This window comes from Ruegeria sp. HKCCD7251, assembly GCF_013031165.1.
Taxonomy (GTDB): Bacteria; Pseudomonadota; Alphaproteobacteria; order Rhodobacterales; family Rhodobacteraceae; genus Ruegeria.
Genome location: NZ_WPZC01000001.1, coordinates 220953 through 246794, shown reverse-complemented (window position 1 = coordinate 246794; position 25842 = coordinate 220953). Strand labels below are relative to the sequence as shown.

Genomic DNA, 25842 nt, shown 5'->3' with positions numbered 1-25842 from the left:
GCCCGCTTGGCGCAATGATCCAGATCAACGAAGCAGGAGGGTTCGGGCGATGACACAATACGCAGCTATTATGCTGGCAGCCGGGATTGGTGTGCCTATCCTTGCGGCCCTGAACGCGGCGTTGGGAAAGCTGATCGGCTCACCCACCACCGCCGCAGTGATCCTGTTTGCCATCGCCTTTCTGTCATCCGCTTTGGTGATGCTGTTGTTTCCCGGTGTCAGCGCATTGTCCAAAGTCACTGACGCCCCCAAACACCTTTTGCTGGGCGGCGTCCTGATCGCCTTTTACGTCCTGTCGATCACCCATGTCGCGCCACATTTCGGCGTTGGCAACGCGGTGTTTTTCGTGCTTGTGGGGCAGTTAATCAGCGCGGCCGCCATCGACCACTTTGGGCTGTTTGGCGCGCAGGTCACACCTTTGACCTGGATTCGCGCGGGCGGCATCGCAGTTATGGCGGCCGGGGTCGCAATTACTCAACTGGCTTAAGCACACCACCATCCAGCCGCAGCTTGCGGTCCATCCGCGCCGCAAGATCCATATTGTGCGTCGCGATCAGGGCTGAAAGCCCCTCGTCCCGCACCAACGCCATCAGCGCGTCGAACACCTGATCCGATGTCTCAGGGTCCAGATTGCCTGTGGGTTCATCGGCCAGCAAAACGCGGGGTTTGTTGGCCAAAGCACGGCAAAACGCCACCCGCTGCTGCTCGCCCCCCGACAGGGCTGCGGGGCGGTGATCCGCGCGGGCGGCAACACCTACGCGGTCCAAAAGGGTCATCGCTCTGTTCTGAGCAACTTTTTCCGAAACGCCGTTGGCCAGTTGCGGCAGGATAATATTCTCAAGCGCCGTGAACTCGGGCAACAGATGGTGAAACTGATAGACGAACCCGACATCCTGCCGCCTGAGCGCGGTACGGGTGCGGTCGCCTTTTCCGGTGACACTTTGCCCGGCTATTTCCACCGTCCCCGCATCGGGCGTGTCCAGCAAACCGGCGATATGCAAGAGGGTCGATTTACCGGCACCCGACGGCGCGACAAGCGCAACCGCCTCACCCGCGCGCAGGTCCAGATCAACACCACGCAGAACCTGCACCTCGCCCGGCGTTCCTTTCAGGTAGGTCTTGGTCAGACCGTCCAACCGCAACGTGATATCACTCATAGCGCAGCGCCTCTACCGGGTTCAGCCGCGCCGCGCGACGGGCCGGGAAATAGGTGACAAAAAAGGACAGACCCAGAGACAATCCAACCGCCTTCAACACGTCGACCAAGTGCAACTCGGCGGGCAAAGCATAAATCCCGCGTATGGATGGATCCCAGACCCCGCCGCCCATAACAAAGTTCACAAAACTGAAAATCGGATCAATATAGATCGCAAACAAACACCCCAACGCCACACCCATCCCGGTGCCGATGATCCCCGTAAAGGCCCCGCAGATAAAAAAAACCCTAAGCACCGACCCTTCACTCAGGCCGATTGTTCGCAGAATTCCGATGTCCCGACCCTTGTTTTTGACCAGCATGATCAACCCGGACACAATGTTCATCGCGGCAATCAGCACAAGGATCGACAGGATGATGAACATGACGTTGTCCTCGACTTCAAGCGCGCGCAGAAACCCGCCTGATGCGTCCTGCCATGTCCAGATGCGGCTGTTTTCTCCAGCGGCCTGCAAGATCAGATATATGGTCGGGTCCAGCTCTTCGGGCTGATCCACCATGACTTCGATCTCGTCAGCGACACCTTCGCGGTTAAAAAAGCCCTGCGCCTGCTCGAACGGCATGTATACACGTGTGCGATCGATGTCATAGCGCCCGGCCGAAAACACATAGACCACGCGATAGGCATTAACCCGCGGCGACGTACCAAACGCGGTCTTCACGCCGTTGGGCGACGTCAGTTTGACCGTGTCCCCAACGGTCGCGCCGATGCTGCGGGCCACCCCTGATCCGATGGCGATCACATCCTCGCCGTTCTGAAATTGCGAAAGATCCCCGGCGGCCTGCTCACTTTCGGCCACCCCCGGCAGATCAAGCAAGTCATCGGGCTGGATGCCAAAAACCTCGACGCCGCTGCTGCGGTCGCGGTTGGTGATCAACACCTGCCCTTTGACCAAAGGCGCGGCTCGGTTCACTCCGGGGACCTCTGCAATACGCCCAGCCATGTCTGTATAATCCGCGATGGTGCGGTCCAAGCGGCCTTGCGCATCCATCTCTCCGGCCGAGTAAACCGTGACATGAGCATTGGCCCCCAGAATGGTCCCCACAAATTCTGACCGGAACCCGGACCGCACCGCCAATGTCGCGATCAGAGCGAAGACCGCCAGTGTGATCCCGATCAGCGAGATCCACGTCATGACACTTACGCCACCTTCCGCACGGCGCGCGCGCAGGTACCGCCAGGCGATCTTCCATTCAAAGGGGGCAAAGGGCGGGGGCGTCGTGGCCATGTCTGCTCCGGTTCTTACTACTTGGCGCGACCCTTTCGGCATTTCACCCGATGGTCAAGTTCGTTATGCGCCACCTGGGCCCGGATGGGCAACAGCGCCTTCTGACCCGGCGCGAATCACCCCTGAAGCCAGAACATCCTCTCCGCCAAAAGGAGAGAGTCACGCTACTTCCTACACCTTTGGTTGTGACGCCCTTCACAGACAAACACCAATTGTTTCAGCTATGAAGCTAATGTGGCAGTTGCGTGAACGACTGAACTCGAAATGCAACATTCATCAAGCAACTTTGTTTCGCCTTTTGCTTATTTTCAGAAACTTTGTCACCCTAGGTTTAAGGGGGATACCATTTTCAGAGCGGGAGACGCTCATGTTAGTAAAGAGTAGTACGGAATTGATGGACCCGATATTGGTCCGAAATGCATCTTCAGAGTTGGATTGCGAAACCGCTGCGCTATTGCGCGCAACCATCCGCCCGATATTCGATACTGCGGCAAGCTGGGCAAATTTGTCCGATATCCTAAGAGATAAAGGTTACCGCCTCGCCTTTCGCGAAGGGCGGATGTGCATCACAGATCGCACGACGGACGAACGTGTTTGCGGGATTCGTTTTCTAGGGTTCGAGTTCAAAGAACTGGTCAAACGTCTGGGACGTCCGATCGTCGTTGCACATGGCAACAACAGCGCCGATGGCGAAATTCTTTCTGAACGGCCGGACGCACAGCGCGGCTAGTAGCTGCGCCAGAATTGAGCTTTGCGTCTTAGTGTCTTTGACAGGCTGTATAGCGCAGCGCGTGCGATCGCAGGCTTCGACAGGGATTTCATCAAAATAGCACCGGACACCCGAACCGGCAGATGGCCTTGTCTGTACCACCCCAGTCGATCTTCATCCGTATATCGGGACATATCGCAGAACTGGCTATAGTTCTTGAACCAACTCGCGGCCATTTCAGCACCCGCGGCATCGGTGTCCGCAGACACCCCACCAATCCGAAACAGAGACACCGGCATCTGTAACCGATGACCGGAATGGCCGGACAAAATCATCCGCAAAACCATGTCGTAATCCGCAGCAATCTGAAACTGCAGGTCATGTCCACCCATTTCCAAGAACAGAGATCTTTTCAGGACCATCGCATTGTGACCGAATGGCAGACGTTGAAGAATGGACTTTGGCGTCAGTCGGCGCGCGTGGCGCCGGTTGCCTTCATCGTCAAAGAAAACCGTTTCCCCATAAACAAAATCAGGCTTCCCGGGCACGATGGCTTTCTGGACATTCGCTAGGCTGTCTGCATCCGCGATCAAGTCATCAGAATTCAGAAACAGCACATATTCCCCGGTACAACGCGCAACCGCCTGGTTCATCGCATCATAAAGGCTTTTGTCCGCCTCACAGAAATACCGCACCGGGATCAGATCGCCTGATTTTTCGATCTTTTGAATCGCGCCCTCAAGCAGCTCTTGCGTGCCATCGGTGGACTGACCGTCCCAGACCACATGCTCAACGTTGCGGAACGTCTGCGCCTGCACACTGTCAAGCGCGGCAAGGACTTGGTCACCCCGCCCCGCTTCGATCAGGTTTCTGGTTACAGTAACGACCGAGATCAGCGGCCCGGGATGCTGTTCAGGCGATTTGTTCATAGATTTTGGCAACTTTCGTAACGGCGGCCTCTGGGCTAAGCTCCTCGCTTTCCCCGGTGCGGCGGCAGGTCAGTTCAACCACACCGTTTTTCAGACCGCGCGGACCAACGGTGATGCGCCACGGCAGACCGATCAGGTCCATAGTCGCGAACTTGCCCCCTGCCCGTTCGTTGCGGTCATCATAAAGCGGCTCAAGCCCCAGAGCGGTCAGCGCGGCGTAGAGTTTGTCACAAGCGGCATCGGCTTCTTCGTCACCTTGCTTGAGATTCACGATCCCGCAATGGAACGGCGTCACGCCCTCGGGCCAGATGATGCCCTTGTCGTCATGGCTGGCCTCGATGATCGCGCCAATCAGGCGACTGACGCCGATGCCGTGGCTGCCCATGTGAACGGGGGTCGGTTTACCATCGGGGCCTTGAACGGTTGCGCCCATGGCTTCCGAATACTTGGTGCCAAAGTAGAAGATCTGCCCCACTTCGATCCCGCGCGCCACGCGGCGGCGGTCCTCGGGCACCTGATTAAACAACGCCTCGTCATGGGTTTCATCGGTGCGCGCGTATTTCGAGGTGAACTCCTCCAAAATCGCCTGACATTGATCGCGGTCGTCATAGTCAATCTGACGATCACCAAAACTCAGGTCGGTTACGGCGCTGTCATAGAAGACCTCGGATTCACCGGTGTCGGCCAGCACAAGGAATTCGTGGGTATCATCGCCGCCAATGGGGCCAGAGTCCGCACGCATCGGGATGGCTTGCAGGCCCATTCGTTCATATGTACGCAAATAGCTGACCAGATGGCGGTTATAAGCGTGCAGCGCGTCCTCCTTGGTCAGGTCGAAATTGTAGCCGTCCTTCATGTAGAACTCGCGCCCCCGCATCACGCCGAAACGCGGACGGATTTCATCGCGGAATTTCCACTGGATCTGATAGAGCGTCAGCGGCAGGTCTTTGTAGCTGTTGACGTGCCCACGGAAGATATCGGTCACCAGTTCCTCGGCGGTGGGTGTGAACAGCATATCCCGGTCGTGCCGGTCCTTCATCCGCAGCATTTCCTGACCGTAGTCATCATAACGCCCGGATTCGCGCCACAGGTCTGCCGATTGGATGATCGGCATCTGGATCGCGATGTGGCCCGCGCGCGCCTGCTCTTCGTGGATGATGTTTTCCAGCTTGCGCAGCACTTTGAAGCCCAACGGCAACCAGGAATAAATCCCAGCGGATGCCTGCTTGATCATCCCCGCGCGCAGCATCAGCCGGTGGCTGACGATCTGAGCCTCGGAGGGGTTTTCCTTGAGAACGGGCAGAAAGTAACGGCTGAGGCGCATTGGGTGACCTTCAAAGGTGAGAATTTCGCTGCAAGGTGATTATGCCAAAGCCTCGCCGGGGGCAATCACGCAATGGCGTTTTTGCGACCTCGGGTCAGTCGCATTTTTTATTGACCCGCCAGTCAGGAAACTCAAATGTGACGGGAATGTAAAAGCAAGAGGCCGCGATGCAGACAATCTCGGAACCCGCCCGCCAAATTCCTGTTGTCCACCAGACGGATGTCCTGGTTGTGGGTTCCGGCCCTGCCGGGCTTGCCGCTGCGCTGGCCGCCGCGCGTGCCGGAGCCGAAGTATCTTTGGTCGATCGGTTCGGCTGCATGGGCGGCAATATCACCGCCGTGGGGGTCGAGGGGTTCGCGTGGTATCGCCATGAACAAACAGTCGAGGCAGGCGGTATCGGTATGGAGTTCGAGACCCGAGCCAAGGACATGGGCGCGGCAGTGCCGGAAAGCCAGTCACTCAGCTATGAGCTGGACAGCGAAGGCTTCAAGCTGGTGGCTGACAAACTGGTCGAAGAGGCGGGCGTGCACCCCATGCTGCACCGTCAGTTCGTCGCCCCCATCATGGAGGGAGACCTGATCACCGGAATCATCACCGAATCCAAAGCCGGGCGCGAGGCGATTCTGGCCCGCGTGGTAATTGACGCCACCGGCGACGCCGATGTCGCCCACCGCGCCGGTTCCCCCACCCACAAAACCGCGCGCGAGGATATGATGGCCGCCTCGGTCATGTTCCATCTGGCCGGTGTCGACAAACGCGCCTTTATGGAAGGCGTGAAGGCCGATCCGCAGACCTACAAGGACTGGGGCGGCGGCGGTGAGTGGAATATCGAGACCTCGGGCAAAGAAGACAACATGTTCTCGCCCTTCGTTCACAAACCGTTCCAGCAAGCGATTGATGCAGGGATGATCCCACCGCATCTGAACACCATCGCGGGCACGTGGGGCGCGATGCACGATACGGGTGAGCTGACCTATATGAACCTCATCCATCTGGCCGAGATTGACGGCACCGATCCCGACAGCCTGACTAAAGGTGAGATCGAGGGCCGTCGCCAATCCATGCTGGCCATCGAGGCGCTACGGCGCTTCATGCCGGGATGTGAAAACGCCCGGCTGCGGAATTTCGGCATGACCATCGGCATCCGCGACACTCGCAAGATCGACGCGGTCTACAACATGACCGAGAATGACGCCCGCCATCAGGGACGGTTCGAAGATACCATCGGCATCTACCCCGAATTCATCGACGGGTACGGCATCCTGATCCTGCCAACGACGGGGCGGTATATGCAGATACCGTACCGGTCCATGCTGCCCAAGGGGATCAAGGGCCTGCTGGTCGCGGGGCGTTCGCACGGATCAGACAAGGTAGCACATGCGGCTACACGCAACATGGCGTGCTGCGCCGTTATGGGGCAAGGCGCGGGAATCGCCGCCGCGCTATCACTGAAAAGCAATCAGGACGTTCACGACATGAACCTGACCCCCGTTCACAAGGAACTGGACCGCCAGGGCGTCAGGATACACTGATGGATCACATCCCGACGATAGACATCGCACCGCTGTTTGAACCGGACCACCCGCTCTATGGGCAAACAGTGGATCGAGTCATCGACGCCTGCACCGGCATCGGTTTTCTGTCCATCACCGGCACTGGAATTGAGCCCGAGACCGTAAAGACCGTACGTGCCTGTGTTCGGGAAATCTTTGCTGTCGAAGAAACCTCGAAATGGGATCAGGCGATCACGCGCGAGAATTACAGGGGATATATCCCCATGGGGTTTTTCACCCCAAATGACGGGACGGGCAAAGCAGACAAATACGAAGGCTATAAGCTGCACTATGACGTTGCCCCTGACGCAACTGTCCGGACGGAATGCAGTCTGTATGGCCCCAACATCTGGCCTAGGGAAGTGCCAGAAGCCCGCGGGATCATTCTGGACTATTGGGCCCAACTGGATGATGTCACTGACGTATTGCTGGCCGCGCTAGAAGCGGGGTTTGGATTGGAAGACAAGGTGTTACGCAAGGCATTTCACACTCCGATGACCAATATGACCCTACTGCACTATCCGCCACAGGCCGCTGACGAAGGCGGTTACGGCATTCATCCGCACAAGGATACTGACGCCTTGACGATCATCGCGCCAGATCCGGTCGGCGGGTTGGAGGTGCAGACCCGCGACGGAGGATGGATCACCCCGGACTGCCCACCGGATGGGTTTATCGTGAATATCGGCGACATGCTGGAGCTGTGGTCAGGCGGCAGGCTTAAGTCGACGCCTCACCGGGTCGTTAATCGCTCGGGAAAAGAGCGATACTCGTTCCCCTATTTCGCAGTACCACGCCATGATGTGGTTGTTTCGCCATTATTGGACCCCGTCGACGGCTTTGATCGTCCCTCGGTCCATTGCGGCCATTGGTCTGCTGAAATTTGGCGCACCAACTGGCCCGACGAAACGGCCCACGATCAGACGCCCGAACTGGGCACGCTAGGCGATTAACCGCGCCAATAGTCCAAAGAAATGAAACGCTTGCATCGCAGGCGTTCATAAGCCAATAACTTGTCCAAGAACCGATAAAAAGGGGATGAGCATGGCTTTGCCCGTGAAGGATCAACTCAGATACTGGGGCATTGCTGCGGCGATTTTTGTGCTTCTGTTATGGGCACTTGGCGACGTTTTGCTGCCTTTTGTAATCGGTGGTGCAATTGCTTATTTTCTGGATCCCGTCGCCGACCGGCTTGAGGGGTGGGGCCTGTCGCGGATCGCGGCAACCGGACTGATAACGGTCGTTGGCGTATTGGGTTTTGTCCTGATGGTGCTGATGGTCGTGCCAGCGCTCGTCACGCAGTTGATCGAATTGATCGAGGTCCTGCCCAGCCTGATCAAGCAACTGCGCGGTTTCATCGAACAACAATTTCCCTCACTTCTGGACCGCGAATCCAGCTCGCATCAGTTCCTTGTATCGTTGGGGGAAACGCTGAAATCCAAGTCCGGCGACGTGCTGCAGTCTGTCGCCGCATCGTTCAGCTCGGCCATCAATGTGGTTGTCCTGCTGGTGATTGTGCCGGTTGTTGCTGTTTATCTGCTGCTGGACTGGGATCGCATGGTCGCCCGTATCGGAGAACTGCTGCCACGCGATCATGCCCCCACCATCAAACGGCTTGCCGGGGAAATTGACGACGTCCTTGCCTCGTTCGTGCGCGGCATGGGCACGGTCTGCCTGATCCTTGGTACATATTATGCCGTTGCGCTGATGGCCGTGGGATTGCAATTCGGCCTTATCGTAGGATTCATCGCCGGGCTGGTGACCTTTATTCCCTATCTCGGTGCGCTCATCGGCGGCATGCTGGCCATTGGATTGGCCCTGTTTCAGTTCTGGGGGGATTGGGTGCAAATTGGCCTGGTCGCCGGGATATTTGCGTTGGGTCAGGTGACCGAGGGCAACTTTCTGACCCCGAAATTGGTCGGCAATTCAGTCGGGCTGCACCCGGTGTGGTTGCTGCTGGCCTTGTCAGTCTTCGGGGCCTTGTTCGGATTTGTCGGCATGCTGATTGCCGTCCCGGTCGCGGCGGCGTTGGGCGTACTGGCACGGTTTGCCACCTCGATCTATCTGGAAAGCCGGCTATACACCGGTTTAGAAAGCGCCGAACAGGCTGACCAGAAAGACGAATAAATGGCCCAACAACTGAGCTTTGATCTTCCGGCCAAGACCGCGCTGGGGCGAGAGGATTTTTTCGTTTCCCCAGCAAACGCGCTGGCCGTTGCCATGATTTCGGCAACGTCATGGCCGGGAAACAAGCTGGTCCTCAGCGGTCCCGCCGGGGCAGGCAAGACGCATCTGGCCCATGTCTGGGCTGCCGAAACGGGCGGGCGCATTGTACAGGCGAAGGACATCACGCACGACGACGTGCCCACCCTTGCCCAATCAGCGATAGCCGTCGAAGATGTGCCCATGATCGCTGGTGATATCGAGCAGCAGAAAACGCTGTTTCACCTGCACAATCTGGTTCTGGCCGAAGGAAATGCCCTGCTGATGACAGGGCGTATGGCTCCGAAGTTCTGGGAATTGCCCCTGCCCGATCTGCAAAGCCGAATTGAAGGCGCGCATCATGTCGCCCTAGACCCGCCGGATGACGCGCTGTTGGGGGCGGTCCTGGCCAAGCTATTTGTCGACAGGCAACTGAACCCCGGCCCCGAGGTCATTGCCTATCTGGTCAAGCACATGGACAGACGCTTCGAGACAGCCGCCAGTGTCGTGGCGCAACTGGACCAATTGGCGTTGTCGGAAAAACGTGAAATTACGCGGGCTTTGGCCGTGCGTGTCCTAAGTTCAGAGCGCGATGAATTCCAATCTGGTAATTGACCCGCACACGGCGATTTCGCATTCTAAGCCCGGAATATCTGGAAGAGACATGGATCAGACCGTCGAAACCGACATCCCCGACTGGGGGCCTTTCGGAAAACCTCTGTTCGATGACCCCGAGGCCCGCGCCCTGTCGCGTGTGGGTGTTGTTGATGTCGGCTCAAACTCGGTCAGGATGGTGATCTTTGACGGGGCCGCGCGATCTCCGGCGTATTTCTACAATGAAAAAGTCATGTGCGAACTTGGCGCTGGCCTTTCTGAAACCGGTCGCCTGAACCCGCGTGGGCGCGTGCGTGCGCTGTCTGCCTTGCAGAGGTTCAACCAACTGGCCGATGATCTGGGCCTTCCGGGGTTACATGTCGTAGCCACTGCCGCCGTGCGCGAGGCCGAGGACGGACCTGAGTTTTGCGCAGAGGTTTACGACCAAACTGGCCTGACGGTATCGGTAATCGATGGCGAAGAAGAGGCGCGCCTGTCTGCGCAGGGTGTCCTATTGGGGTGGCCAGGTGCCTATGGTTTGATCTGTGACATTGGCGGATCTTCCATGGAGTTGGCCGAAATCGGCGGAGGAGAGGTCGGACGACGTGTCACCTCGGCCCTTGGCCCGCTTAAACTGAGGGATATCAAGGGCGGTCGACGCGCGCGCAAGGCCCACATCAAAGAGACAATGGAAGACCTGCGCGCCCAGATGGGCCCGCAACGTGACCGTCTGTTTCTGGTCGGGGGCAGTTGGCGGGCGTTCGCACGTCTGGACATGCTGCGCCGGGGGTATCCGCTGAACGTCTTGCACGAATACCGCATGACGACGTCGCAAGTTCGCGAAACCATTAAGTTCATCGAAAAGGGTGACCCTGAGAAACTGCGCAGCCTGGCCGGGGTTTCGGGGTCTCGGATGTCTCTGATCCCCTATGCGATGGACGTGCTTGCGCGACTGGTTCGAACATTCAAACCCAAGGACATCGCCATTTCCAGCTATGGCATCCGTGAGGGCCTGCTTTACGAGCAAATGCCGCAAGTCTTACGAGACCGCGACCCGCTCATTGAAGCCAGCCGGTTTTCCGAGGCCAAGGACGCGCGTCTTCCGGGGTTTGGCAAACACCTCTTTGACTTTGTGATGCCGCTTTTCAAATCGGCCCCCCCTGCACAGGTCAGGCTGATCAAGGCTGCGTGCCTTCTGCATGACGTAAGCTGGCGCGCCCATCCCGACTATCGGGCGGAAGTCTGTTTTGACAATGTTACACGTGCCAATCTAGGCGGGCTGAAACATTCTGAACGCGTTTTCATCGGCCTTGCGCTGCAGCATAGGTACCGCAACAAGCGCGAAGGCAACAGGTTCGCGCCCCTTTATGAATTGCTGAACGAGAAGGACCAGAAACAGGCCGAAATTTTGGGCAAGGCCATGCGGTTTGGCGCAATGCTCTGGATGCAAAGCAACGCAAAAATGGGAACATTGCGGTTCTATCCCAAAAAGCGGCAGCTAGATCTGTATCTGCCGAAATCAGCCTGTCTGCTGTTCAACGAAGTTGCCGAAGCGCGGCTGAATTCGCTAGCGTCCGCGCTGAAATCTGACACGCGCGTCATCACAAAAGGCTAAAGCTCAGATATCGGTCGCGCCTTCGGGTAGGTCTTCGGATTGATCGGGGGCAATTTCTGGTTCCGGAGTATCTTCGGACACGGGCGGCTTTTTCCGGATGATGATATCACCATTAGGCAGAATTTCCGGAGCTTCATATGCGCTCCAATCCTGAATCTCACTCGCCAACTCTGCCAAAGCCGGCCCCATTTCTTCAAAGAACGACTGCATGGCCGGACCGAACTGATCCGCCAATCCCAGCAAATCCTCCAGCGCCGGTTCCATTTCCTGACGCAGCCCTTCAAAGAACAGTTCTGCGCCCTGCTCCATCAAGGACGGCCCGGTTTCATCCTCTGCGTACGCAGGCGTCGCCAGAGCCAGTGTGACTGCACAAATCGAAACAAGGTTTTTCATACTAAAAGATATATGCGTTTGAGGCAGTTGATTAAAGATCAAAGGTCTATATTCAAAGTGACCGGGAAATGATCCGACGCTGTCAAAAGCGCGTCGTGCAGGTCTGTTTGGGCTTTACAGATCGGATCATGAAATGGGTGCCAGATACGCCACTCGGGACGGTGCGCGCGCAATCTGTCGCTGATCATGATGTAGTCCAGCAGCGCCTCAAGATGCCCGCCAGTATTGGGTCTTGGAAAACGCGCGGTCGAGGGGGCGACGCCCGGCTCTGGCCCATATGCCGTGGCTGCATTCGGATCGAACAGCCCCGCCCCAAGCAGAATCTCGACCGAAGACCGCCCAAACAGGTTCTCAAACTCATCAAGCCCCGGCCCGTCGTTCAGGTCACCCAAAAGAATGACGTCTTCGTCATCGGCGATATGGGCCTTGATCCGCCGCGCTAACCAAACCGCCTGCGCAAGTTGCTTGCGGCGATTGGCGATTGAAATTCGGACCGCTTCATCCCGACTGCCGGCCCCGTGCGGGGCCTTGGACTTCAAATGGGCTCCGATCAATCGAAACAAAGCACCGGCCGGAGTTTTGACGGCCAACTCCATAGGAGGCTTTGAAAATTGAACCTGATCCTCGGTCGCGTCGATATCGAGATCAATTTCAAACACCGAATCGAAACGGGGTGCATCCGATCGCGCGCCATCATCACCGATCGGATCGTGGCGTACCGAAAGACAGGCCGGATCATACAGCAAGGCCAGCTCCTGATGCGTGTTGTTCGGAAACCCCATGACCGCATGACTTGTTCGAAGGTCAAAATCCTCGGCAAACCGCTGCAAGGCACGGACTGTATTCTGAGTTTTGCCGGTATTCGGTGCTTCGACAATCAAAATGGCGTCGGCGTCTACTGCGGTCAGGACCTTGGCAATCGCTTCGACCTGCTGGGCGGTCGTGACATCATGTCTGCCTGACCATGTATCATCGCAGATCAACCGGTCTTTACGATCGAAAAGATTGGCAAACCACTCGATATTGTAGGTCGCCAACCGCATGGGTATCAGGCTCGGGCGCCGTTGATCTGATCCCAGGCGCGATTGATGTCGATCATCTTCTTTTCGGCCAGGCGAATGGCTTCTTCTGGGACCCCGCGGGAAATCATTGCATCGGGATGAGTTTCGCGCACCAACTGCCGCCAGACCTTGCGGATATCGGGCAAAGGCATGTCGCGCGGAACGCCCAGCACCGTATAGGGATCCTTGGGCGCATCCGGTACAAACCTTTCCCTCAGCGCAAGAAACTGGGCTTCAGTCTGCCCGAATATACGGCTAACCTCTTCCAGAAACTCATTTTCGTTCGGGTGATAGAACCCGTCAGCCATCGCGATATGGAACAGTCCTTCCATCAAATCGCAGAGCGTGGTGCTGTCATCGGCAAACATTCCGGCGATCTTGCGGGCGTATTCCTGATACCCAGCGACGTCGGTTCGGGCCATGTCGAAAACGCGGGCGGCGTCGGCTTCATCCTCGCGCGCGATTTGGAACACATCACGAAAGGCTGTGACCTCGTCCCGCGTCACCTGCCCATCGGCCTTGGCCATTTTTGCGCCCAGCGCAATAACAGCAATAGTAAACGCGACCGACCGTTCAGGCGGTGTGCGAAGAATTTCAAAAACAGCGGTCAGGCTTTCGCCCTGCGCAAGCGCGCTTAGCGCGTCGGATATGCGGGTCCAGATCGACATGAGGGCACCCTAGCGCCCCAATTCGCCGGTGTCAGGTGCAACCAATGGGTCTGCGGCAAGAATTTTCTGCATCAGCACAAGATCCAGCCTTTTGCCCCACTTGGACCCAACTTCTGGCATGCACCCAACTTTTTCGAATCCGATGGCCGCGTGAAACGAAATTGCCGCCGGGTTTACCGACGATATTCCTGCAACCAAGACATGAACGCCCTCGTCCCTTGCCACGGCCTCTAGCGCGGCCATTAACGCGCGACCAGTGCCATGCCCACGCGCCATGGGCAACAGTTGGATAGAGTGTTCCCGGCATTGGGCGTATCCGGGACCTGAGCGAAACAGGCCGTAAGTGGCAAAACCCACAACCTGCCCTTCCAACTCGGACACTAGAAAAGCGGGTCCACGGGCTTGGATGTCGCTTGCTATGCTGCCTACATCCCGCTCGGCTGTGGTAAAGGTCACAAGCGTATCCCGAATGATCTGATTGGTGATCTCAGCAATGGCATCAGCGTCCGCGACTTTTGCCTGACGGATGATCATTCCAGCACGCGTAGACCATGGGGTGTTTCGAATTCCGCACGCATCGCGGCAGGGCCGGAATCAAATACCACGCGGTCCAAAGCACCCAGCAGTTTTGCCAGCTCCAGTGCTTCGGGATGGAACACAATCAACTGCCGCAGACGGCATCCCCTATCTTGCAGCATCTGCGCCGGGTGCAGGTCACCGTGCCATTGAATTAGCGCGGGAAACAGATTGTCAAACGGTAGCCGCCCGCTGGGGGGAACAGCCATACGCCAGCGCAGCGCGCCTCTGGTCAGGTCAATGGGGTGCCCAACGCCGTCAGGGAACACATCCAGCGATGCTTCAATGTTCGGGACACGACAAATCCAGTTTGTCAGTCGCGAGCTTCCCTGAAACCGGTCAAGGTCAAACCAGCGCGTCCGTTCGGGGCGAGGTGCAGACGGGTCAATCGCGATCGCCTCAAGGTACAGACCATCCGCCAGACCCAGAAGCCGATTATAGGTTCCGAATTTCTCATGCTTTCCGCCGTCCTGTAGGGAAACACCCAGTGCCTGCTCGACATGAGCAGCGGCTTCTTCAAGCGTTTCACCCGCAACAGCCAGATGATCGAGCAACATTCGCACCCTCCTGCAAAAAACGACCAGACCCAAGCGGATCTGGTCGCATGTTTCCGTCAAAGACGCGGGATCACAAGAGGTTTCGGCGGGAAACCCGCATTATCCCTTGGTCTTGCCGATCAGGCCCAGAATGTCCTGCGCTGCCTCGGGGATGTTTGTCCCCGGACCAAAGATCGCCTTGACGCCGTGATCATAGAGGAACTGATAATCCTGCTGCGGAATCACGCCGCCACAAATCACGATGATATCCTCGGCTCCAGCCTTTTTCAGCTCTTCCACCAGTTGCGGCGCGAGGGTCTTATGCCCCGCTGCCTGCGAGGAAATACCGACCACATGCACGTCATTGTCTACCGCGTCCTGCGCCGCCTCGGCGGGTGTCTGGAATAGTGGACCAACATCCACGTCAAACCCGATATCGGCAAAGGCGGTCGCGATCACTTTGGCACCCCGGTCGTGACCGTCCTGCCCCATCTTGACCACCAGCAAACGCGGACGGCGGCCTTCAGCCTCGGCGAATTCCTCGATGGACTTCTGGATCGCGGCAAAGCCTTCGTCACCCTCATAGGCCGCTCCGTACACACCGGCCAGCGTTTTCACTTCGGCGCGGTGGCGACCGAATTCCTTTTCCATTGCCATGCTGATCTCTCCTACGGATGCGCGGGCGCGCGCGGCTTCGACCGCAGCAGCCAGCAGGTTTCCGCCCTCTTGGGCGGCCTTGGTCAGGGCGCCCAACGCCTGTTGGCACGCGGCCTCGTCGCGCGTGGCGCGGATACGCTCCAAACGTGCGACCTGCGCTTCGCGCACAGCGACGTTGTCGACGTCCAGAATGTCGATCGGGTCTTCCTGTTCCTTGCGGTACTTGTTGACACCGACGATCACCTCTTCGCCCCGGTCGATCATGGCCTGACGGCGCGCGGCGCTTTCTTCGATCCGCAGCTTGGGCATGCCTGAAGCGACGGCCTTGGTCATGCCGCCCATCTCTTCGACCTCTTCCATCAGGGCCCAGGCTTTTTCGACCAGTTCATTAGTCAGGCTTTCGATGTAATAGGACCCCGCCAGCGGATCGACCACATCGGTCACGCCGGTTTCTTCCTGCAGCACAAGCTGCGTGTTCCGGGCAATGCGGGCTGAGAAATCGGTGGGCAGGGCAATCGCCTCATCCAGCGCGTTGGTGTGCAACGACTGGGTACCGCCCAGAACCGCGCTCATCGCCTCATACGCTGTCCGGATCACGTTGTTATAGGGGTCTTGTTCCTGCAACGACACACCCGAGGTCTGGCAATGGGTGCGCAGCATCTTGGAGCGTTCAGACTTCGCGCCAAAATCGGTCATCACACGGTGCCAGAGGGTGCGTGCGGCGCGCAGTTTGGCGATTTCCATGAAGAAGTTCATGCCGATGGCAAAGAAGAACGACAAACGGCCCGCAAACTTGTCGACGTCCATACCGGCTTGCGTCGCGGCGCGGACATATTCGCGGCCGTCGGCAAGCGTATAGGCCAGTTCCTGCACCAAGTTCGCGCCAGCCTCTTGCATGTGATAGCCCGAGATCGAGATCGAGTTGAACTTGGGCATCTCGTTCGAGGTATAGTCGATAATGTCCGAAATGATCTTCATCGACGGCTCGGGCGGGTAAATATAAGTATTCCGCACCATGAACTCTTTCAGAATGTCATTCTGAATGGTGCCGGACAGGACGGATTTGTCATGGCCCTGCTCCTCACCGGCGACAATGAAATTCGCCAAAATAGGGATCACTGCACCGTTCATGGTCATCGAGACCGAGACCTTGTCCAACGGGATACCGTCAAACAGGATCTTCATATCTTCAACGCTGTCGATGGCAACACCAGCCTTACCCACGTCGCCAACCACACGCGGGTGGTCGCTGTCATAGCCGCGGTGCGTAGCCAGATCGAAGGCTACGGACACACCCTGCTGACCGGCGGCCAGATTGCGGCGATAAAAGGCATTCGATTCCTCAGCCGTCGAAAAGCCAGCATACTGGCGGATCGTCCACGGACGACCTGCGTACATCGTGGCCTTCACGCCCCGGGTAAACGGGCCGAATCCCGGCAGCGTGCCCATATGCGGCAGATCGGCGGTGTCCTCGGCTGTATAAAGAGGTTTGACGTCGATGCCTTCAAGCGTCTCCTTGGTAAGGTCTTCCAGCGGACGACCGCGCAGCTCTTTCTCGGCCAGCGCCTGCCAGTCTTTGGTATCGGTCATGGCGAATTCCTTTTCCTATTTAGGATCGCGCGCAGAGAGGAACCTGCCCGCAATTATGTTTCGGATTGCCCGGTCCATTCGGGCTGCGCGCAACAAATTGAGCGCACAGTGCATTTCACTGGTCGCATTCATCGACACAGGGGCTATATTCGATGGGACAGGAGGCCCAATGACACGAACGCTTGCCCTTGTTTTCTCGGCACTAATCCCGCTGGCGGCCTTTGCCGCTGACGGGTCTGCACCTGCCGAAGACGAATTCGTCCGCCCCGCTGGTGACAGCGACCTCAGCGAGTTTTTGTGGGTCAGCCGACCCATCGTCGTCTTTGCCGACACCCCTGCGGATCCACGTTTCCAGCAGCAGATCGACATGCTGGTCGAGGGCGAAGCCGCCATGCGGGACCGCGACGTCGTGGTATTGACCGACACCGACCCATCGGCCCGATCCCCGATCCGGTCGCAGTTGCGCCCGCGCGGGTTCCAGATGGTATTTGTCGACAAGGACGGCGTGGTCAAACTGCGCAAACCGTCCCCGTGGAGCGTGCGCGAGATTGGCCGCTCCATCGACAAGACCCCCTTACGCGAACGCGAAATTCGCGAACGGCGCGAGGGCGGTTGAGCGTCTTCGCCACACCCAAGCCGCCCGGCACAGAACGCCGGGACAACAAAGGGATATGGCAAAAACGCCACCATGATCACTCGAACTCGATGATCACATCGTCCACGGCAAGGCTGTCGCCGGGACCAGCGTTGATCTTGGCGACCACGCCTTTCTTCTCGGCGCGCAGGATGTTTTCCATCTTCATCGCCTCGACGGTGCAAAGGGCCTGACCTTCCTGCACTTCCTGACCTACTTCGACGTCGATCTTCACGATCAGGCCGGGCATCGGGCAAAGCAGCATTTTCGAGGTGTCTGGCGGCAGCTTTTCAGGCATCAGCTTGGCCAATTCCGCCTGGTGCGGGCGGCGCACATGCACTTTCAGGTCCGCACCCCGGTTGCGGATGCGGAACCCGCCCGAGATTTTTCCGACCTTCATGACCAGCGGATCACCATCGACATCCAGCACGGCCAATTGATCACCCGGCGTCCAGTCCGAAGCGACGCGAAGCGTCGTTCCGTCTGTAAAGGCGACAGTCGCGCCCTCTTTGTCGGCCTCGATCTTGACGTCAAACTCGTGCCCTTGCAGCGCGACATTCCAATGTGCGCCGACCTTACGTTCGTGGTTATCCATACGGCCCGACACTCGGGTCCTGCGGATTTCAGCAACACGGTACATGGCCGCGCAAGACGCTGCGATACGACGCAAGTCCGCTTCGGGCAGGGTCACGCCTTCGAACCCCTCGGGGTATTCCTCGGCGATGAATGCGGTGGTCATGTCGCCGCTAATGAATTTCGGGTGATCCATCACGGCAGACAGGAACGGCAGGTTGTGGCCGATGCCTTCGACTTCAAAACTGTCCAGCGCCACGCGCATCGCCTCGATCGCCTGATCGCGGGTCGGGGCCCAGGTACACAGCTTGGCGATCATCGGGTCGTAGTACATGCTGATCTCGCCGCCTTCATAAACGCCGGTATCGTTACGCACCGCGGCCTCGCCTTCGGGCGCGTCGCCTTGCCACTTGCCGTTCACCAACATGGGACCAGCAGCCGTTTCCATCGGCGGACGATACCGGGTCAGACGGCCAATCGAGGGCAAAAACCCGCGATACGGGTCTTCGGCATACAGGCGGTTTTCAATCGCCCAGCCGGTCAGGGTCACGTCATCTTGGGTAATGGTCAGTTTCTCACCAGCCGCCACACGGATCATCTGTTCCACCAGATCGACACCGGTAATTAGCTCGGTCACCGGGTGTTCCACCTGCAGGCGGGTGTTCATCTCAAGAAAGTAAAAGTTCTTTTCCCCATCCACGATGAATTCAACTGTCCCAGCGCTGGCATAGTTCACGGCCTTGGCCAAAGCGACCGCCTGTTCGCCCATCGCTTTGCGGGTTTCGGGATCAAGGAACGGCGACGGAGCCTCTTCCACAACCTTCTGGTTCCGGCGCTGGATCGAGCATTCGCGCTCGCCCAGGTAAATGCCGTTGCCGTGGCTGTCACACAGAACCTGAATCTCGATATGGCGCGGCTGGGTCACGAATTTCTCAATGAAAATCCGGTCGTCGCCAAAGGAATTTGCAGCCTCATTCTTGGAGGATTGGAAGCCTTCGCGCGCTTCGTCGTCGTTCCACGCGATCCGCATGCCTTTACCACCGCCACCGGCGCTGGCCTTGATCATTACCGGATAGCCGATGTCGTTGGAAATCTTCACCGCCTCATCGGCGTCTTCGATCAGCCCCATATAGCCGGGCACTGTCGAAACGCCTGCATCCTGAGCGATCTTCTTCGAGGTGATCTTGTCACCCATGCTTTCAATCGCACCGACCGGGGGGCCAACAAAGGCCACGCCCTCGGCCTCCAACGCCTCGGCGAATTTGGCGTTTTCCGACAGGAAGCCGTAGCCGGGATGAACCGCCTGTGCGCCGCTTTGACGGATCGCGTCCATAACCTTGTCGATCACGATATAGGACTGGTTCGCGGGGGGCGGGCCGATATGGACAGCTTCATCCGCCATCGACACATGCAATGCGTTCTTGTCCGCGTCCGAGTAGATGGCGACAGTGCCAATACCCATTTTACGCGCGGTCTTGATGACCCGGCAGGCGATCTCGCCCCGGTTGGCGATCAGGATCTTGTTGAACATGGGACGTCCTTTGTCTTGGTGTTCTGGGAACGCAAAACGCCGCCGCAGGGTCTAATCCCCACGACGGCGTGATGCGCGATGACGGTCGAGGCGACGCGCGCCCCGAAGACTACGTTAGTAGCAGTTTCTTTGTGTTTTGCAGAAAAGCACGTTGCCTGCGGCACCGACCGCAGCCCCGACAAACGGGTCGGCGCTGAGGACGGCCGCGCCCAACGCGCCCGCGCCGCCACCAAGCAGCGCCTGTTCGCCCGTGTTTTCACCGCAGGCCGTAAGGCCCGCACAGGTCGCCAATACGAGGACGACTTTTGAAATTCGCATGTTATCTGCCCCTTCAGGTTATTTGATGCATTCGGGGGCACATGTCGGATTTGCGCCTTGTTATTCAATATCAGGCGGATCAAATTTGGCGTTTGCGCAGAATTATGCCGCTTTTTGCGCAATTCATGCGCAAAGAAAAACGCGGGCAGGGAATTGTGAGTTTCACAAGCCTGCCCGCGGAAGGAAGGGGTACGGAATAGTAGGTGCATGTGCGGCGCAGGCAAAGTAGAGCCGCACGGCCTATCAACCATGCACGCCACCAATTCGGCCGCCAACCACTCATCGTTTCCTTTTGATTTTCCGGCTGAATCCTGCCCATACATCGAAACCTCGCGCAAATATGCGCCGACGGGAATTTGTAGACATGTGTTCACAGACGCTCTGCTAGCCGTCACATAGCCGTTACACAAAGTTATCAATTCGACACTTCGCGCCAAATCGACCTCACGGCGTGCTGCGGGTGCGAAGATAACAAAACCCATGTTTTGCAACGCATTGGTATTTGCGTTCACCCCGCCGTGAAAGCCGGCGAGCGAAATAACACAGTCGCATGAGAAATCCGGCCCAAATCCTCCCGACTTGGTGATTTCCCTCCGCAAAGCTTGCGTGAAACCTTGGCCCTGCACACTCGCATACATGGAATTATCCCCATGAAAACAAAGGGTAAATACGCTCGCCTGCTTGCTGCCAGCGCGCTCTGCGCGGTTGGCGTGCCGGCCTTGGCGCAAGATGCTGAAACCCAGGCCGAACTGGAGAACCTGCGACTCCGGGTCGAGGCGCTGGAGTCGCAGGATCCGAACTCGACCCCCGGCGAGTTCCGGATTGGGAACACGACCCTGGACCTGTACGGCTATGTCAAAGCTGATTTCTTCTACGACTTTGACTTTGATCAGGGCGACACGGCCTTCGTGAACGTCGTGGGTGAGCCCTCTGCCGCGACCAGCGGGACGTTCGGTGCAACCGTTCGGCAATCCCGACTCGGGCTTCTGACAAGTACGCCCAGCGCGATTGGCGATATCGGCGGGCAACTGGAACTTGACCTGTTCGCAGGTGGAGGTGCCGCCGAATTGCGCCTGCGTCACGCCAACATCCGCATTGGCGAACAATGGTTGATCGGTCAGTTCTGGACCAACTTCCAGCCACTGGACACCTACCCGACCTCGGTCGAATTCAACGGCCCGGTTGGTATTGCCTTCGCCCGTGTTCCGCAGGTGCGTTATACCAATTCGTTCTCCAGCAACGCTGAATTCGCACTGTCCATCGAGGAAAATGTCGGCGGTTCGAATTCGGATGATCCGGTCCTGACGGCCTCGGCCGAGTATAATGATGGCAGGTTCATCGCGCGCGGTGCCCTGCTTTACGGTAAGGCCGAGGGCGGCGGTGTCGAAGTCGATCAGACCGGTCTGACCCTGTCGGGTTCGGCGCGCTTGTGGGAAGGCGGCCTGTTCCAGGTCAATTACGTCACCGGTGAGGCGCTTGGCCCGTGGCTGATCGGCCTTGGTGATGCGGTCGTCGGAGGCGAGGCGAACGACGTCGACGGATTCACCGTCGAACTGCGTCAGCAGCTGAACCCCAAATGGAATGTGGGCATCGCCTACGGCTATGAAGACTATGACTTGGCGACCTCGACCGGTACGCTGGCCTTTACCGAGCTTGAGACGATCCACGTCAACGCCTTCTATCAGGCGACCGACAACCTGACGCTGAGCGCCGAATACATCTTTGGCGAACGCAACGACGCCCCCACCGGACGGACGTTCGACGCCAACCGTGTTCAGGTGGCCGCGCAGCTTAACTTCTGACGCACGAACCTGACCCTGCCCCACACGGGGCGGGGTCAACCAGTCAGGACCTGACGTCCGCTGATATGTGGCGGCCAAAGGCACGTTCAGCGCACCCCATCGAAAATATCGGGAAATGACTGCCGCGCAGCGTCGACGTCAATCACCAAAAGCGCATCATAGCTGGCGGGATCAAACGGATCTTCGGCCGGGATCACCTCGCGCTGGAACAGCCAGCTCAGCCGCCCTGCATCCAGATTTCCACGCTCAAATGGTTGATCCCCGAAATGCTCCCACAGCGCCTGCATGAAAGCTGTATCTGCGCGCCTGTCCGCCGGTTTGCGGTCACGAAACCGTTCACGGGAGGTTATTGGGGTCACCCCCTTTGGATTGGCTCGACGGATGGTGAACTGAAAATCCGTTCCGGCCAGACGGCCCGGGAAACCGCGATGTTTCAACATGCTGTCACCTCGCGAAAATAAGAACAAAACGCACATCCGTTGCAGGACGAAGCCATTTCAAACACCCCCATAGCGTCTTTACTGGTCAGAAATGCTTTGACTGGTTTACACACGGTCATCATGGTCAAAGCCCCTCCCAGATACACCGGGACTGTTCCAGCCGGTAGGCCTCGAAAAACTGCGTGGCATCAGGAGCAGAGCGGCCAAATTCCGTAGGACGATCAGATAGGGAGATAACGACGCGAGCCGGCTCAAGCTCGTACTGCTCGACGTAGGCAACAGCCAGTGTCTGACATAGATGCTCCATATCAACCGAAGCGACGTCATAGCCAATTCGCCCGACATCAGACCCGATCTTTGGCGCGATAAACCGAAACCGCACCCACAGCTCTCCGGGGTTGTTGTCCAGAAGAACATCGCGCAGGAGTACGGGCTGACCTGACGGGACCGGCAACAGCGCCGAAGTCTCGGCAAAAGTCGTAGCGGGCTGCGCAAGAAGGGTCAGAATAAAGGCACGACCCCAGACCTGCCAATGGCAAGCTCCTCTCTCCGGGATCGTGCGCGCATGGCTTTTGGCCCGCGCTTTCCTATTTCTGATAAGGACATTCATTTAACAGCTTTGACCTCAAAGTCAAACTTGACTTTCATTAAGCCTAGTTGCCCGGTTCAAGTTCGGCCCTCGAACCAAGCAACCTGTTCTGCACCAATACCTTACAGCGGGATATTGTCGTGCTTTTTCCACGGATTCTTGAGCTGCTTGTTCCGCAGGCTGGCAAAGGCACGGGACACGCGGCGGCGCGTTGACTGCGGCATGATCACCTCGTCAATGAAGCCACGCTCAGCAGCGACAAAGGGATTGGCAAAACGGTCTTCATAGTCCTGCGTATGCTGTGCAATTTTCTCAGCATCCCCCAGATCGGCACGGTGAATGATCTCGGTCGCGCCCTTGGCACCCATCACAGCGATCTCAGCAGTCGGCCACGCATAGTTAAAGTCCCCGCGCAGGTGCTTGGACGCCATAACGTCATAGGCCCCGCCATAGGCTTTGCGGGTGATCACGGTAACCTTCGGAACGGTCGCCTCACCATAAGCAAACAGCAGCTTTGCACCGTGTTTGATGACGCCGCCATATTCCTGACTGGTCCCCGGCAGGAAGCCCGGCACATCAACCAGCGTCAGGATCGGAATTTCGAAGCAATCGCAGAAACGCACGAACCGAGCCGCCTTGCGGGAACTGTCGATGTCCAGACAGCCTGCCAAAACCATTGGCTGGTTTGCGACAACACCAACGGTCTGGCCTTCCAAGCGGATAAAGCCGGTGATGATGTTCTTGGCGTAGTCTTCCTGAATTTCGTAGAAATCCCCCTCATCCGCCACTTTGGTGATGAGTTCTTTCATGTCATAGGGGGTATTCGGATTATCTGGGATCAACGTGTCCAGAGAAGCCTCAATCCGGTCAGGTTCGTCAAAGAAGGGGCGGACCGGTGGTTTTTCACGGTTGTTCAGCGGCAGGAAGTCAACCAAGCGGCGAACTTCGGCCAGCGCTTCAACATCGTTCTCGAACGCTCCGTCCGCGACCGAGGATTTCTTGGTGTGGGTCGAAGCACCGCCCAATTCCTCGGCAGTGACGACCTCGTTGGTGACAGTTTTCACAACGTCGGGGCCTGTCACGAACATGTAGGAGGTGTCTTTGACCATGAAGATAAAGTCGGTCATCGCCGGGCTGTAGACCGCACCACCTGCACATGGCCCCATGATCACGCTGATCTGCGGCACCACGCCCGAGGCCATGATGTTGCGCTGGAAAACTTCTGCATAACCGGCCAGCGACGCAACGCCTTCCTGAATCCGCGCACCACCCGAGTCATTGATACCAATCACAGGTGCTCCGTTCTGGATCGCCATGTCCATGATCTTGCAGATTTTCTGCGCGTGGGTTTCCGAAAGGGATCCGCCAAAAACGGTAAAGTCCTGACTGAACACATAAACCATGCGGCCATTAATCGTGCCCCATCCGGTCACGACACCATCGCCAGCGGGCTTTTGGTTCTCCATCCCGAAATCAGTGCAACGGTGGCTGACAAACATGTCGAATTCTTCAAAGCTGCCTTCGTCCATCAGCAACTCAATCCGCTCACGCGCGGTAAGTTTGCCTCTTGCGTGCTGTGCGTCGATACGTTTTTGTCCGCCCCCTAGACGGGCATCGTTGCGGCGGCTTTCTAGTTCGGTCAGGATGTCTTTCATGACGATGATCCCCTCTAAAATTTGTCGGGACACTATACGCATCGCACCAAGGACCAAAGCACCATTCGGCAAATTTGCAAATCTTTGGAAATATCCTTTCGGAAAATTGTAAATTTGCTAATATTGTATCGAGTTCGGCAAGACGGATGGTAATTGCGACGCCGCTCACTATACATGTGAACCATGCAGTTCAGTTCACCCTCGACGCGACGTTCGCCGCCCACGATTACAACGCTCGTCCTTTTGTCGGGGCTGTCTGCGCTAAGCCTGAACCTGTTCCTGCCCAGCCTTCCGAATATGGCGCTGTATTTCAACGCGGACTACAAGGTCATGCAGTTGTCAATCGCCCTGTACTTGCTGGTCAACGCCGTTCTGCAAATTCTGATTGGACCGATCGCGGACAAGGCCGGTCGCAGGCCAGTCCTGCTTTGGGGATTATCTTTGTTCTTGCTTGCCACACTCGGCAGCATCTACGCACCCAATGTCGAAGTTTTCTTGGCCTTCCGCATGTGTCAGGCGGTCATTGTCGTCGGAATGGTGCTTAGCCGTGCAGCCGTGCGCGACCTTTATGATCAGGATCAAGCCGCCTCGATGATCGGATATGTCACTATGGGGATGGCCGTCGTTCCCATGATCGGTCCTGCAGTCGGTGGCCTTCTGGAAGAAAGCTTCGGCTGGAAGGCAAACTTTTGGCTGCCATTCGTCCTTGGCGCGTTGACTCTGCTGCTTGTATATCTCGACTTTGGCGAAACCAGCGCCAAAAGCGGCAAAACGTTGGGACAGCAATTCAAGGAATACCCCGAGTTGCTGACGTCGCCACGGTTCTGGGGATATTCGTTGTCATCGGCCCTGTCATCAGGTGCCTTTTTTGCCTATCTCGGCGGCGCGCCCTTTATCGGCACCGAGCTTTTTGGCCTGACCGCATCCGAGGTTGGAATTTACTTTGGCGCACCCGCAATCGGGTATTTCTTCGGGAACTTTATCAGCGGGCGGTATTCGGTTCGATTTGGCGTAAACCGCATGGTTCTTTGGGGGAGCGCATTGAACGCCGCGGGAGTCTTACTGTCCGCTATACTGTTCCTTGCCGGTTTCGGTACTGCAGTCAGCTTTTTTGGCTTCATGACCTTCGTCGGTGTTGGCAATGGCATGACGATACCGAACGCCACCTCGGGCGCCCTGTCCGTTCGCCCCCATTTGGCCGCCACAGCCTCTGGCCTCAGCGGTGCCATCATGCTCGGCGGCGGCGCTGGCCTTAGCGCACTGGCTGGCACCTTGTTGACGCATGAGACCGGCGCGATGCCCTTGTTGTGGCTAATGCTCGCCACCGCTGCACTCGCGGTTTGCGCAATCGCAACGGTGATCCGACGCGAGCGGCAATTGGGCCTATAAGACGGCTTGCACCCAATAGTTTGCAAAGTTAGCCTAGCGCGACAGAAAAGTTGCAAAGG

The 25842-nt window shown here is 57.7% G+C and carries 25 protein-coding genes; 10 read left to right on the top strand and 15 right to left on the bottom strand.

The genetic code is table 11. From position 1 onward, the window contains the following. The first annotated feature begins 49 nt into the window (after positions 1 to 49). A complete protein-coding gene (locus tag GOX75_RS01215; RefSeq protein ID WP_171120553.1) occupies positions 50 to 487 on the top strand; it encodes a DMT family transporter in 438 nt (145 codons plus the stop codon). Here the strand turns inward: GOX75_RS01215 and GOX75_RS01210 are convergent. Beyond that, positions 471 to 1157 (bottom strand): ABC transporter ATP-binding protein, encoded by a 687-nt coding sequence (locus GOX75_RS01210; protein WP_171120551.1) that lies wholly within the window; start codon positions 1155 to 1157, stop codon positions 471 to 473. The genes GOX75_RS01215 and GOX75_RS01210 overlap by 17 nt on opposite strands. Further along, entirely contained in the window at positions 1150 to 2445 is a 1296-nt protein-coding gene (locus GOX75_RS01205) for a lipoprotein-releasing ABC transporter permease subunit (protein WP_171120549.1), read from the bottom strand. The genes GOX75_RS01210 and GOX75_RS01205 overlap by 8 nt, the downstream gene beginning before the upstream one ends. Before the next feature lie 367 nt (positions 2446 to 2812). Here GOX75_RS01205 and GOX75_RS01200 point away from each other — a divergent pair, with 367 nt between their 5' ends. After that, complete coding sequence (locus GOX75_RS01200; RefSeq protein ID WP_171120548.1) at positions 2813 to 3175, top strand: hypothetical protein; 363 nt, start codon at positions 2813 to 2815, stop codon at positions 3173 to 3175. Here the strand turns inward: GOX75_RS01200 and GOX75_RS01195 are convergent. Together GOX75_RS01195 and proS are read right to left on the bottom strand one after the other, a co-directional pair. Further along, positions 3172 to 4083 (bottom strand): glycosyltransferase family 2 protein, encoded by a 912-nt coding sequence (locus GOX75_RS01195; RefSeq protein ID WP_171120547.1) that lies wholly within the window; start codon positions 4081 to 4083, stop codon positions 3172 to 3174. The genes GOX75_RS01200 and GOX75_RS01195 overlap by 4 nt on opposite strands. Beyond that, positions 4067 to 5407, bottom strand: a complete 1341-nt coding sequence (gene proS, locus GOX75_RS01190; RefSeq protein ID WP_171120546.1) for a proline--tRNA ligase — start codon at positions 5405 to 5407, stop codon at positions 4067 to 4069. The genes GOX75_RS01195 and proS overlap by 17 nt, the downstream gene beginning before the upstream one ends. Positions 5408 to 5574: 167 nt before the next feature. Between proS and GOX75_RS01185 the strand changes: the two genes are divergently transcribed. From GOX75_RS01185 to GOX75_RS01165, 5 genes are all read left to right on the top strand, one after another. Further along, the gene (locus GOX75_RS01185; RefSeq protein WP_171120544.1) at positions 5575 to 6939 is read left to right on the top strand and encodes an FAD-dependent oxidoreductase; all 1365 of its coding nucleotides are present in this window, start codon (positions 5575 to 5577) and stop codon (positions 6937 to 6939) included. Beyond that, positions 6939 to 7913 (top strand): isopenicillin N synthase family oxygenase, encoded by a 975-nt coding sequence (locus tag GOX75_RS01180; RefSeq protein ID WP_171120543.1) that lies wholly within the window; start codon positions 6939 to 6941, stop codon positions 7911 to 7913. The genes GOX75_RS01185 and GOX75_RS01180 overlap by 1 nt, the downstream gene beginning before the upstream one ends. A gap of 91 nt (positions 7914 to 8004) precedes the next feature. Further along, on the top strand, positions 8005 to 9087 hold the full coding sequence (locus tag GOX75_RS01175; RefSeq protein ID WP_171120541.1) for an AI-2E family transporter: 1083 nt from the start codon (positions 8005 to 8007) through the stop codon (positions 9085 to 9087). Further along, positions 9088 to 9777, top strand: coding sequence for a DnaA ATPase domain-containing protein (locus tag GOX75_RS01170; protein WP_171120540.1), 690 nt, complete (start codon positions 9088 to 9090; stop codon positions 9775 to 9777). Positions 9778 to 9826: 49 nt separating this feature from the next. Then, complete coding sequence (locus tag GOX75_RS01165; RefSeq protein WP_171120539.1) at positions 9827 to 11371, top strand: Ppx/GppA family phosphatase; 1545 nt, start codon at positions 9827 to 9829, stop codon at positions 11369 to 11371. Positions 11372 to 11374: 3 nt separating this feature from the next. Here GOX75_RS01165 and GOX75_RS01160 read toward each other — a convergent pair whose 3' ends face one another. From GOX75_RS01160 to scpA, 6 genes are all read right to left on the bottom strand, one after another. Continuing rightward, positions 11375 to 11764, bottom strand: a complete 390-nt coding sequence (locus GOX75_RS01160; protein WP_171120536.1) for a hypothetical protein — start codon at positions 11762 to 11764, stop codon at positions 11375 to 11377. A gap of 38 nt (positions 11765 to 11802) precedes the next feature. Next, positions 11803 to 12807: an endonuclease/exonuclease/phosphatase family protein gene (locus tag GOX75_RS01155; RefSeq protein WP_171120534.1), complete on the bottom strand. Its 1005-nt coding sequence runs from the start codon at positions 12805 to 12807 to the stop codon at positions 11803 to 11805. A gap of 5 nt (positions 12808 to 12812) precedes the next feature. Beyond that, positions 12813 to 13493 (bottom strand): molecular chaperone DjiA, encoded by a 681-nt coding sequence (locus tag GOX75_RS01150; protein ID WP_171120531.1) that lies wholly within the window; start codon positions 13491 to 13493, stop codon positions 12813 to 12815. Positions 13494 to 13502: 9 nt separating this feature from the next. Beyond that, the gene (locus GOX75_RS01145) at positions 13503 to 14027 is read right to left on the bottom strand and encodes a GNAT family N-acetyltransferase (protein WP_171120529.1); all 525 of its coding nucleotides are present in this window, start codon (positions 14025 to 14027) and stop codon (positions 13503 to 13505) included. Continuing rightward, on the bottom strand, positions 14024 to 14626 hold the full coding sequence (locus GOX75_RS01140; RefSeq protein WP_171120526.1) for a VOC family protein: 603 nt from the start codon (positions 14624 to 14626) through the stop codon (positions 14024 to 14026). The genes GOX75_RS01145 and GOX75_RS01140 overlap by 4 nt, the downstream gene beginning before the upstream one ends. Before the next feature lie 99 nt (positions 14627 to 14725). Further along, positions 14726 to 16852: a methylmalonyl-CoA mutase gene (gene scpA / locus GOX75_RS01135; protein WP_171120524.1), complete on the bottom strand. Its 2127-nt coding sequence runs from the start codon at positions 16850 to 16852 to the stop codon at positions 14726 to 14728. 169 nt (positions 16853 to 17021) lie between these two features. On the opposite strand from scpA, the gene GOX75_RS01130 reads away from it, so the two are divergent. After that, positions 17022 to 17468, top strand: a complete 447-nt coding sequence (locus GOX75_RS01130; protein ID WP_171120521.1) for a DUF4174 domain-containing protein — start codon at positions 17022 to 17024, stop codon at positions 17466 to 17468. A gap of 76 nt (positions 17469 to 17544) precedes the next feature. Here the strand turns inward: GOX75_RS01130 and GOX75_RS01125 are convergent, their stop codons facing one another. Together GOX75_RS01125 and GOX75_RS01120 are read right to left on the bottom strand one after the other, a co-directional pair. Beyond that, entirely contained in the window at positions 17545 to 19590 is a 2046-nt protein-coding gene (locus tag GOX75_RS01125) for an acetyl/propionyl/methylcrotonyl-CoA carboxylase subunit alpha (protein WP_171120519.1), read from the bottom strand. A gap of 114 nt (positions 19591 to 19704) precedes the next feature. After that, positions 19705 to 19908, bottom strand: a complete 204-nt coding sequence (locus GOX75_RS01120) for a hypothetical protein (RefSeq protein ID WP_171120517.1) — start codon at positions 19906 to 19908, stop codon at positions 19705 to 19707. 650 nt (positions 19909 to 20558) lie between these two features. On the opposite strand from GOX75_RS01120, the gene GOX75_RS01115 reads away from it, so the two are divergent. Beyond that, a complete protein-coding gene (locus tag GOX75_RS01115) occupies positions 20559 to 21710 on the top strand; it encodes a DcaP family trimeric outer membrane transporter (protein ID WP_171120514.1) in 1152 nt (383 codons plus the stop codon). Between the two features lie 86 nt (positions 21711 to 21796). Here the strand turns inward: GOX75_RS01115 and GOX75_RS01110 are convergent, their stop codons facing one another. The 3 genes from GOX75_RS01110 to GOX75_RS01100 form a co-directional block, all read right to left on the bottom strand. Beyond that, positions 21797 to 22150 carry a hypothetical protein gene (locus GOX75_RS01110; protein WP_171120512.1) on the bottom strand — a complete coding sequence of 118 codons (354 nt, stop codon included), beginning with the start codon at positions 22148 to 22150 and terminating at the stop codon, positions 21797 to 21799. A gap of 124 nt (positions 22151 to 22274) precedes the next feature. Continuing rightward, entirely contained in the window at positions 22275 to 22760 is a 486-nt protein-coding gene (locus tag GOX75_RS01105) for a DUF6497 family protein (protein WP_254428663.1), read from the bottom strand. 101 nt (positions 22761 to 22861) lie between these two features. After that, positions 22862 to 24394 (bottom strand): acyl-CoA carboxylase subunit beta, encoded by a 1533-nt coding sequence (locus tag GOX75_RS01100; RefSeq protein ID WP_171120510.1) that lies wholly within the window; start codon positions 24392 to 24394, stop codon positions 22862 to 22864. A 183-nt stretch (positions 24395 to 24577) separates the two neighbouring features. Between GOX75_RS01100 and GOX75_RS01095 the strand changes: the two genes are divergently transcribed. After that, positions 24578 to 25783 (top strand): multidrug effflux MFS transporter, encoded by a 1206-nt coding sequence (locus tag GOX75_RS01095; protein ID WP_171120507.1) that lies wholly within the window; start codon positions 24578 to 24580, stop codon positions 25781 to 25783. Positions 25784 to 25842 lie beyond the last annotated feature (59 nt).

What these genes read in the sequence shown, in the direction of transcription:
- GOX75_RS01215 (WP_171120553.1), top strand. Translation starts at nt 50, where the DNA reads ATGACACAATACGCAGCTATTATGCTGGCAGCCGGGATTGGTGTGCCT.
- GOX75_RS01210 (WP_171120551.1), bottom strand. Translation starts at nt 1,157, where the DNA reads ATGAGTGATATCACGTTGCGGTTGGACGGTCTGACCAAGACCTACCTG.
- GOX75_RS01205 (WP_171120549.1), bottom strand. Translation starts at nt 2,445, where the DNA reads ATGGCCACGACGCCCCCGCCCTTTGCCCCCTTTGAATGGAAGATCGCC.
- GOX75_RS01200 (WP_171120548.1), top strand. Translation starts at nt 2,813, where the DNA reads ATGTTAGTAAAGAGTAGTACGGAATTGATGGACCCGATATTGGTCCGA.
- GOX75_RS01195 (WP_171120547.1), bottom strand. Translation starts at nt 4,083, where the DNA reads ATGAACAAATCGCCTGAACAGCATCCCGGGCCGCTGATCTCGGTCGTT.
- proS (WP_171120546.1), bottom strand. Translation starts at nt 5,407, where the DNA reads ATGCGCCTCAGCCGTTACTTTCTGCCCGTTCTCAAGGAAAACCCCTCC.
- GOX75_RS01185 (WP_171120544.1), top strand. Translation starts at nt 5,575, where the DNA reads ATGCAGACAATCTCGGAACCCGCCCGCCAAATTCCTGTTGTCCACCAG.
- GOX75_RS01180 (WP_171120543.1), top strand. Translation starts at nt 6,939, where the DNA reads ATGGATCACATCCCGACGATAGACATCGCACCGCTGTTTGAACCGGAC.
- GOX75_RS01175 (WP_171120541.1), top strand. Translation starts at nt 8,005, where the DNA reads ATGGCTTTGCCCGTGAAGGATCAACTCAGATACTGGGGCATTGCTGCG.
- GOX75_RS01170 (WP_171120540.1), top strand. Translation starts at nt 9,088, where the DNA reads ATGGCCCAACAACTGAGCTTTGATCTTCCGGCCAAGACCGCGCTGGGG.
- GOX75_RS01165 (WP_171120539.1), top strand. Translation starts at nt 9,827, where the DNA reads ATGGATCAGACCGTCGAAACCGACATCCCCGACTGGGGGCCTTTCGGA.
- GOX75_RS01160 (WP_171120536.1), bottom strand. Translation starts at nt 11,764, where the DNA reads ATGAAAAACCTTGTTTCGATTTGTGCAGTCACACTGGCTCTGGCGACG.
- GOX75_RS01155 (WP_171120534.1), bottom strand. Translation starts at nt 12,807, where the DNA reads ATGCGGTTGGCGACCTACAATATCGAGTGGTTTGCCAATCTTTTCGAT.
- GOX75_RS01150 (WP_171120531.1), bottom strand. Translation starts at nt 13,493, where the DNA reads ATGTCGATCTGGACCCGCATATCCGACGCGCTAAGCGCGCTTGCGCAG.
- GOX75_RS01145 (WP_171120529.1), bottom strand. Translation starts at nt 14,027, where the DNA reads ATGATCATCCGTCAGGCAAAAGTCGCGGACGCTGATGCCATTGCTGAG.
- GOX75_RS01140 (WP_171120526.1), bottom strand. Translation starts at nt 14,626, where the DNA reads ATGTTGCTCGATCATCTGGCTGTTGCGGGTGAAACGCTTGAAGAAGCC.
- scpA (WP_171120524.1), bottom strand. Translation starts at nt 16,852, where the DNA reads ATGACCGATACCAAAGACTGGCAGGCGCTGGCCGAGAAAGAGCTGCGC.
- GOX75_RS01130 (WP_171120521.1), top strand. Translation starts at nt 17,022, where the DNA reads ATGACACGAACGCTTGCCCTTGTTTTCTCGGCACTAATCCCGCTGGCG.
- GOX75_RS01125 (WP_171120519.1), bottom strand. Translation starts at nt 19,590, where the DNA reads ATGTTCAACAAGATCCTGATCGCCAACCGGGGCGAGATCGCCTGCCGG.
- GOX75_RS01120 (WP_171120517.1), bottom strand. Translation starts at nt 19,908, where the DNA reads ATGCGAATTTCAAAAGTCGTCCTCGTATTGGCGACCTGTGCGGGCCTT.
- GOX75_RS01115 (WP_171120514.1), top strand. Translation starts at nt 20,559, where the DNA reads ATGAAAACAAAGGGTAAATACGCTCGCCTGCTTGCTGCCAGCGCGCTC.
- GOX75_RS01110 (WP_171120512.1), bottom strand. Translation starts at nt 22,150, where the DNA reads ATGTTGAAACATCGCGGTTTCCCGGGCCGTCTGGCCGGAACGGATTTT.
- GOX75_RS01105 (WP_254428663.1), bottom strand. Translation starts at nt 22,760, where the DNA reads ATGAATGTCCTTATCAGAAATAGGAAAGCGCGGGCCAAAAGCCATGCG.
- GOX75_RS01100 (WP_171120510.1), bottom strand. Translation starts at nt 24,394, where the DNA reads ATGAAAGACATCCTGACCGAACTAGAAAGCCGCCGCAACGATGCCCGT.
- GOX75_RS01095 (WP_171120507.1), top strand. Translation starts at nt 24,578, where the DNA reads ATGCAGTTCAGTTCACCCTCGACGCGACGTTCGCCGCCCACGATTACA.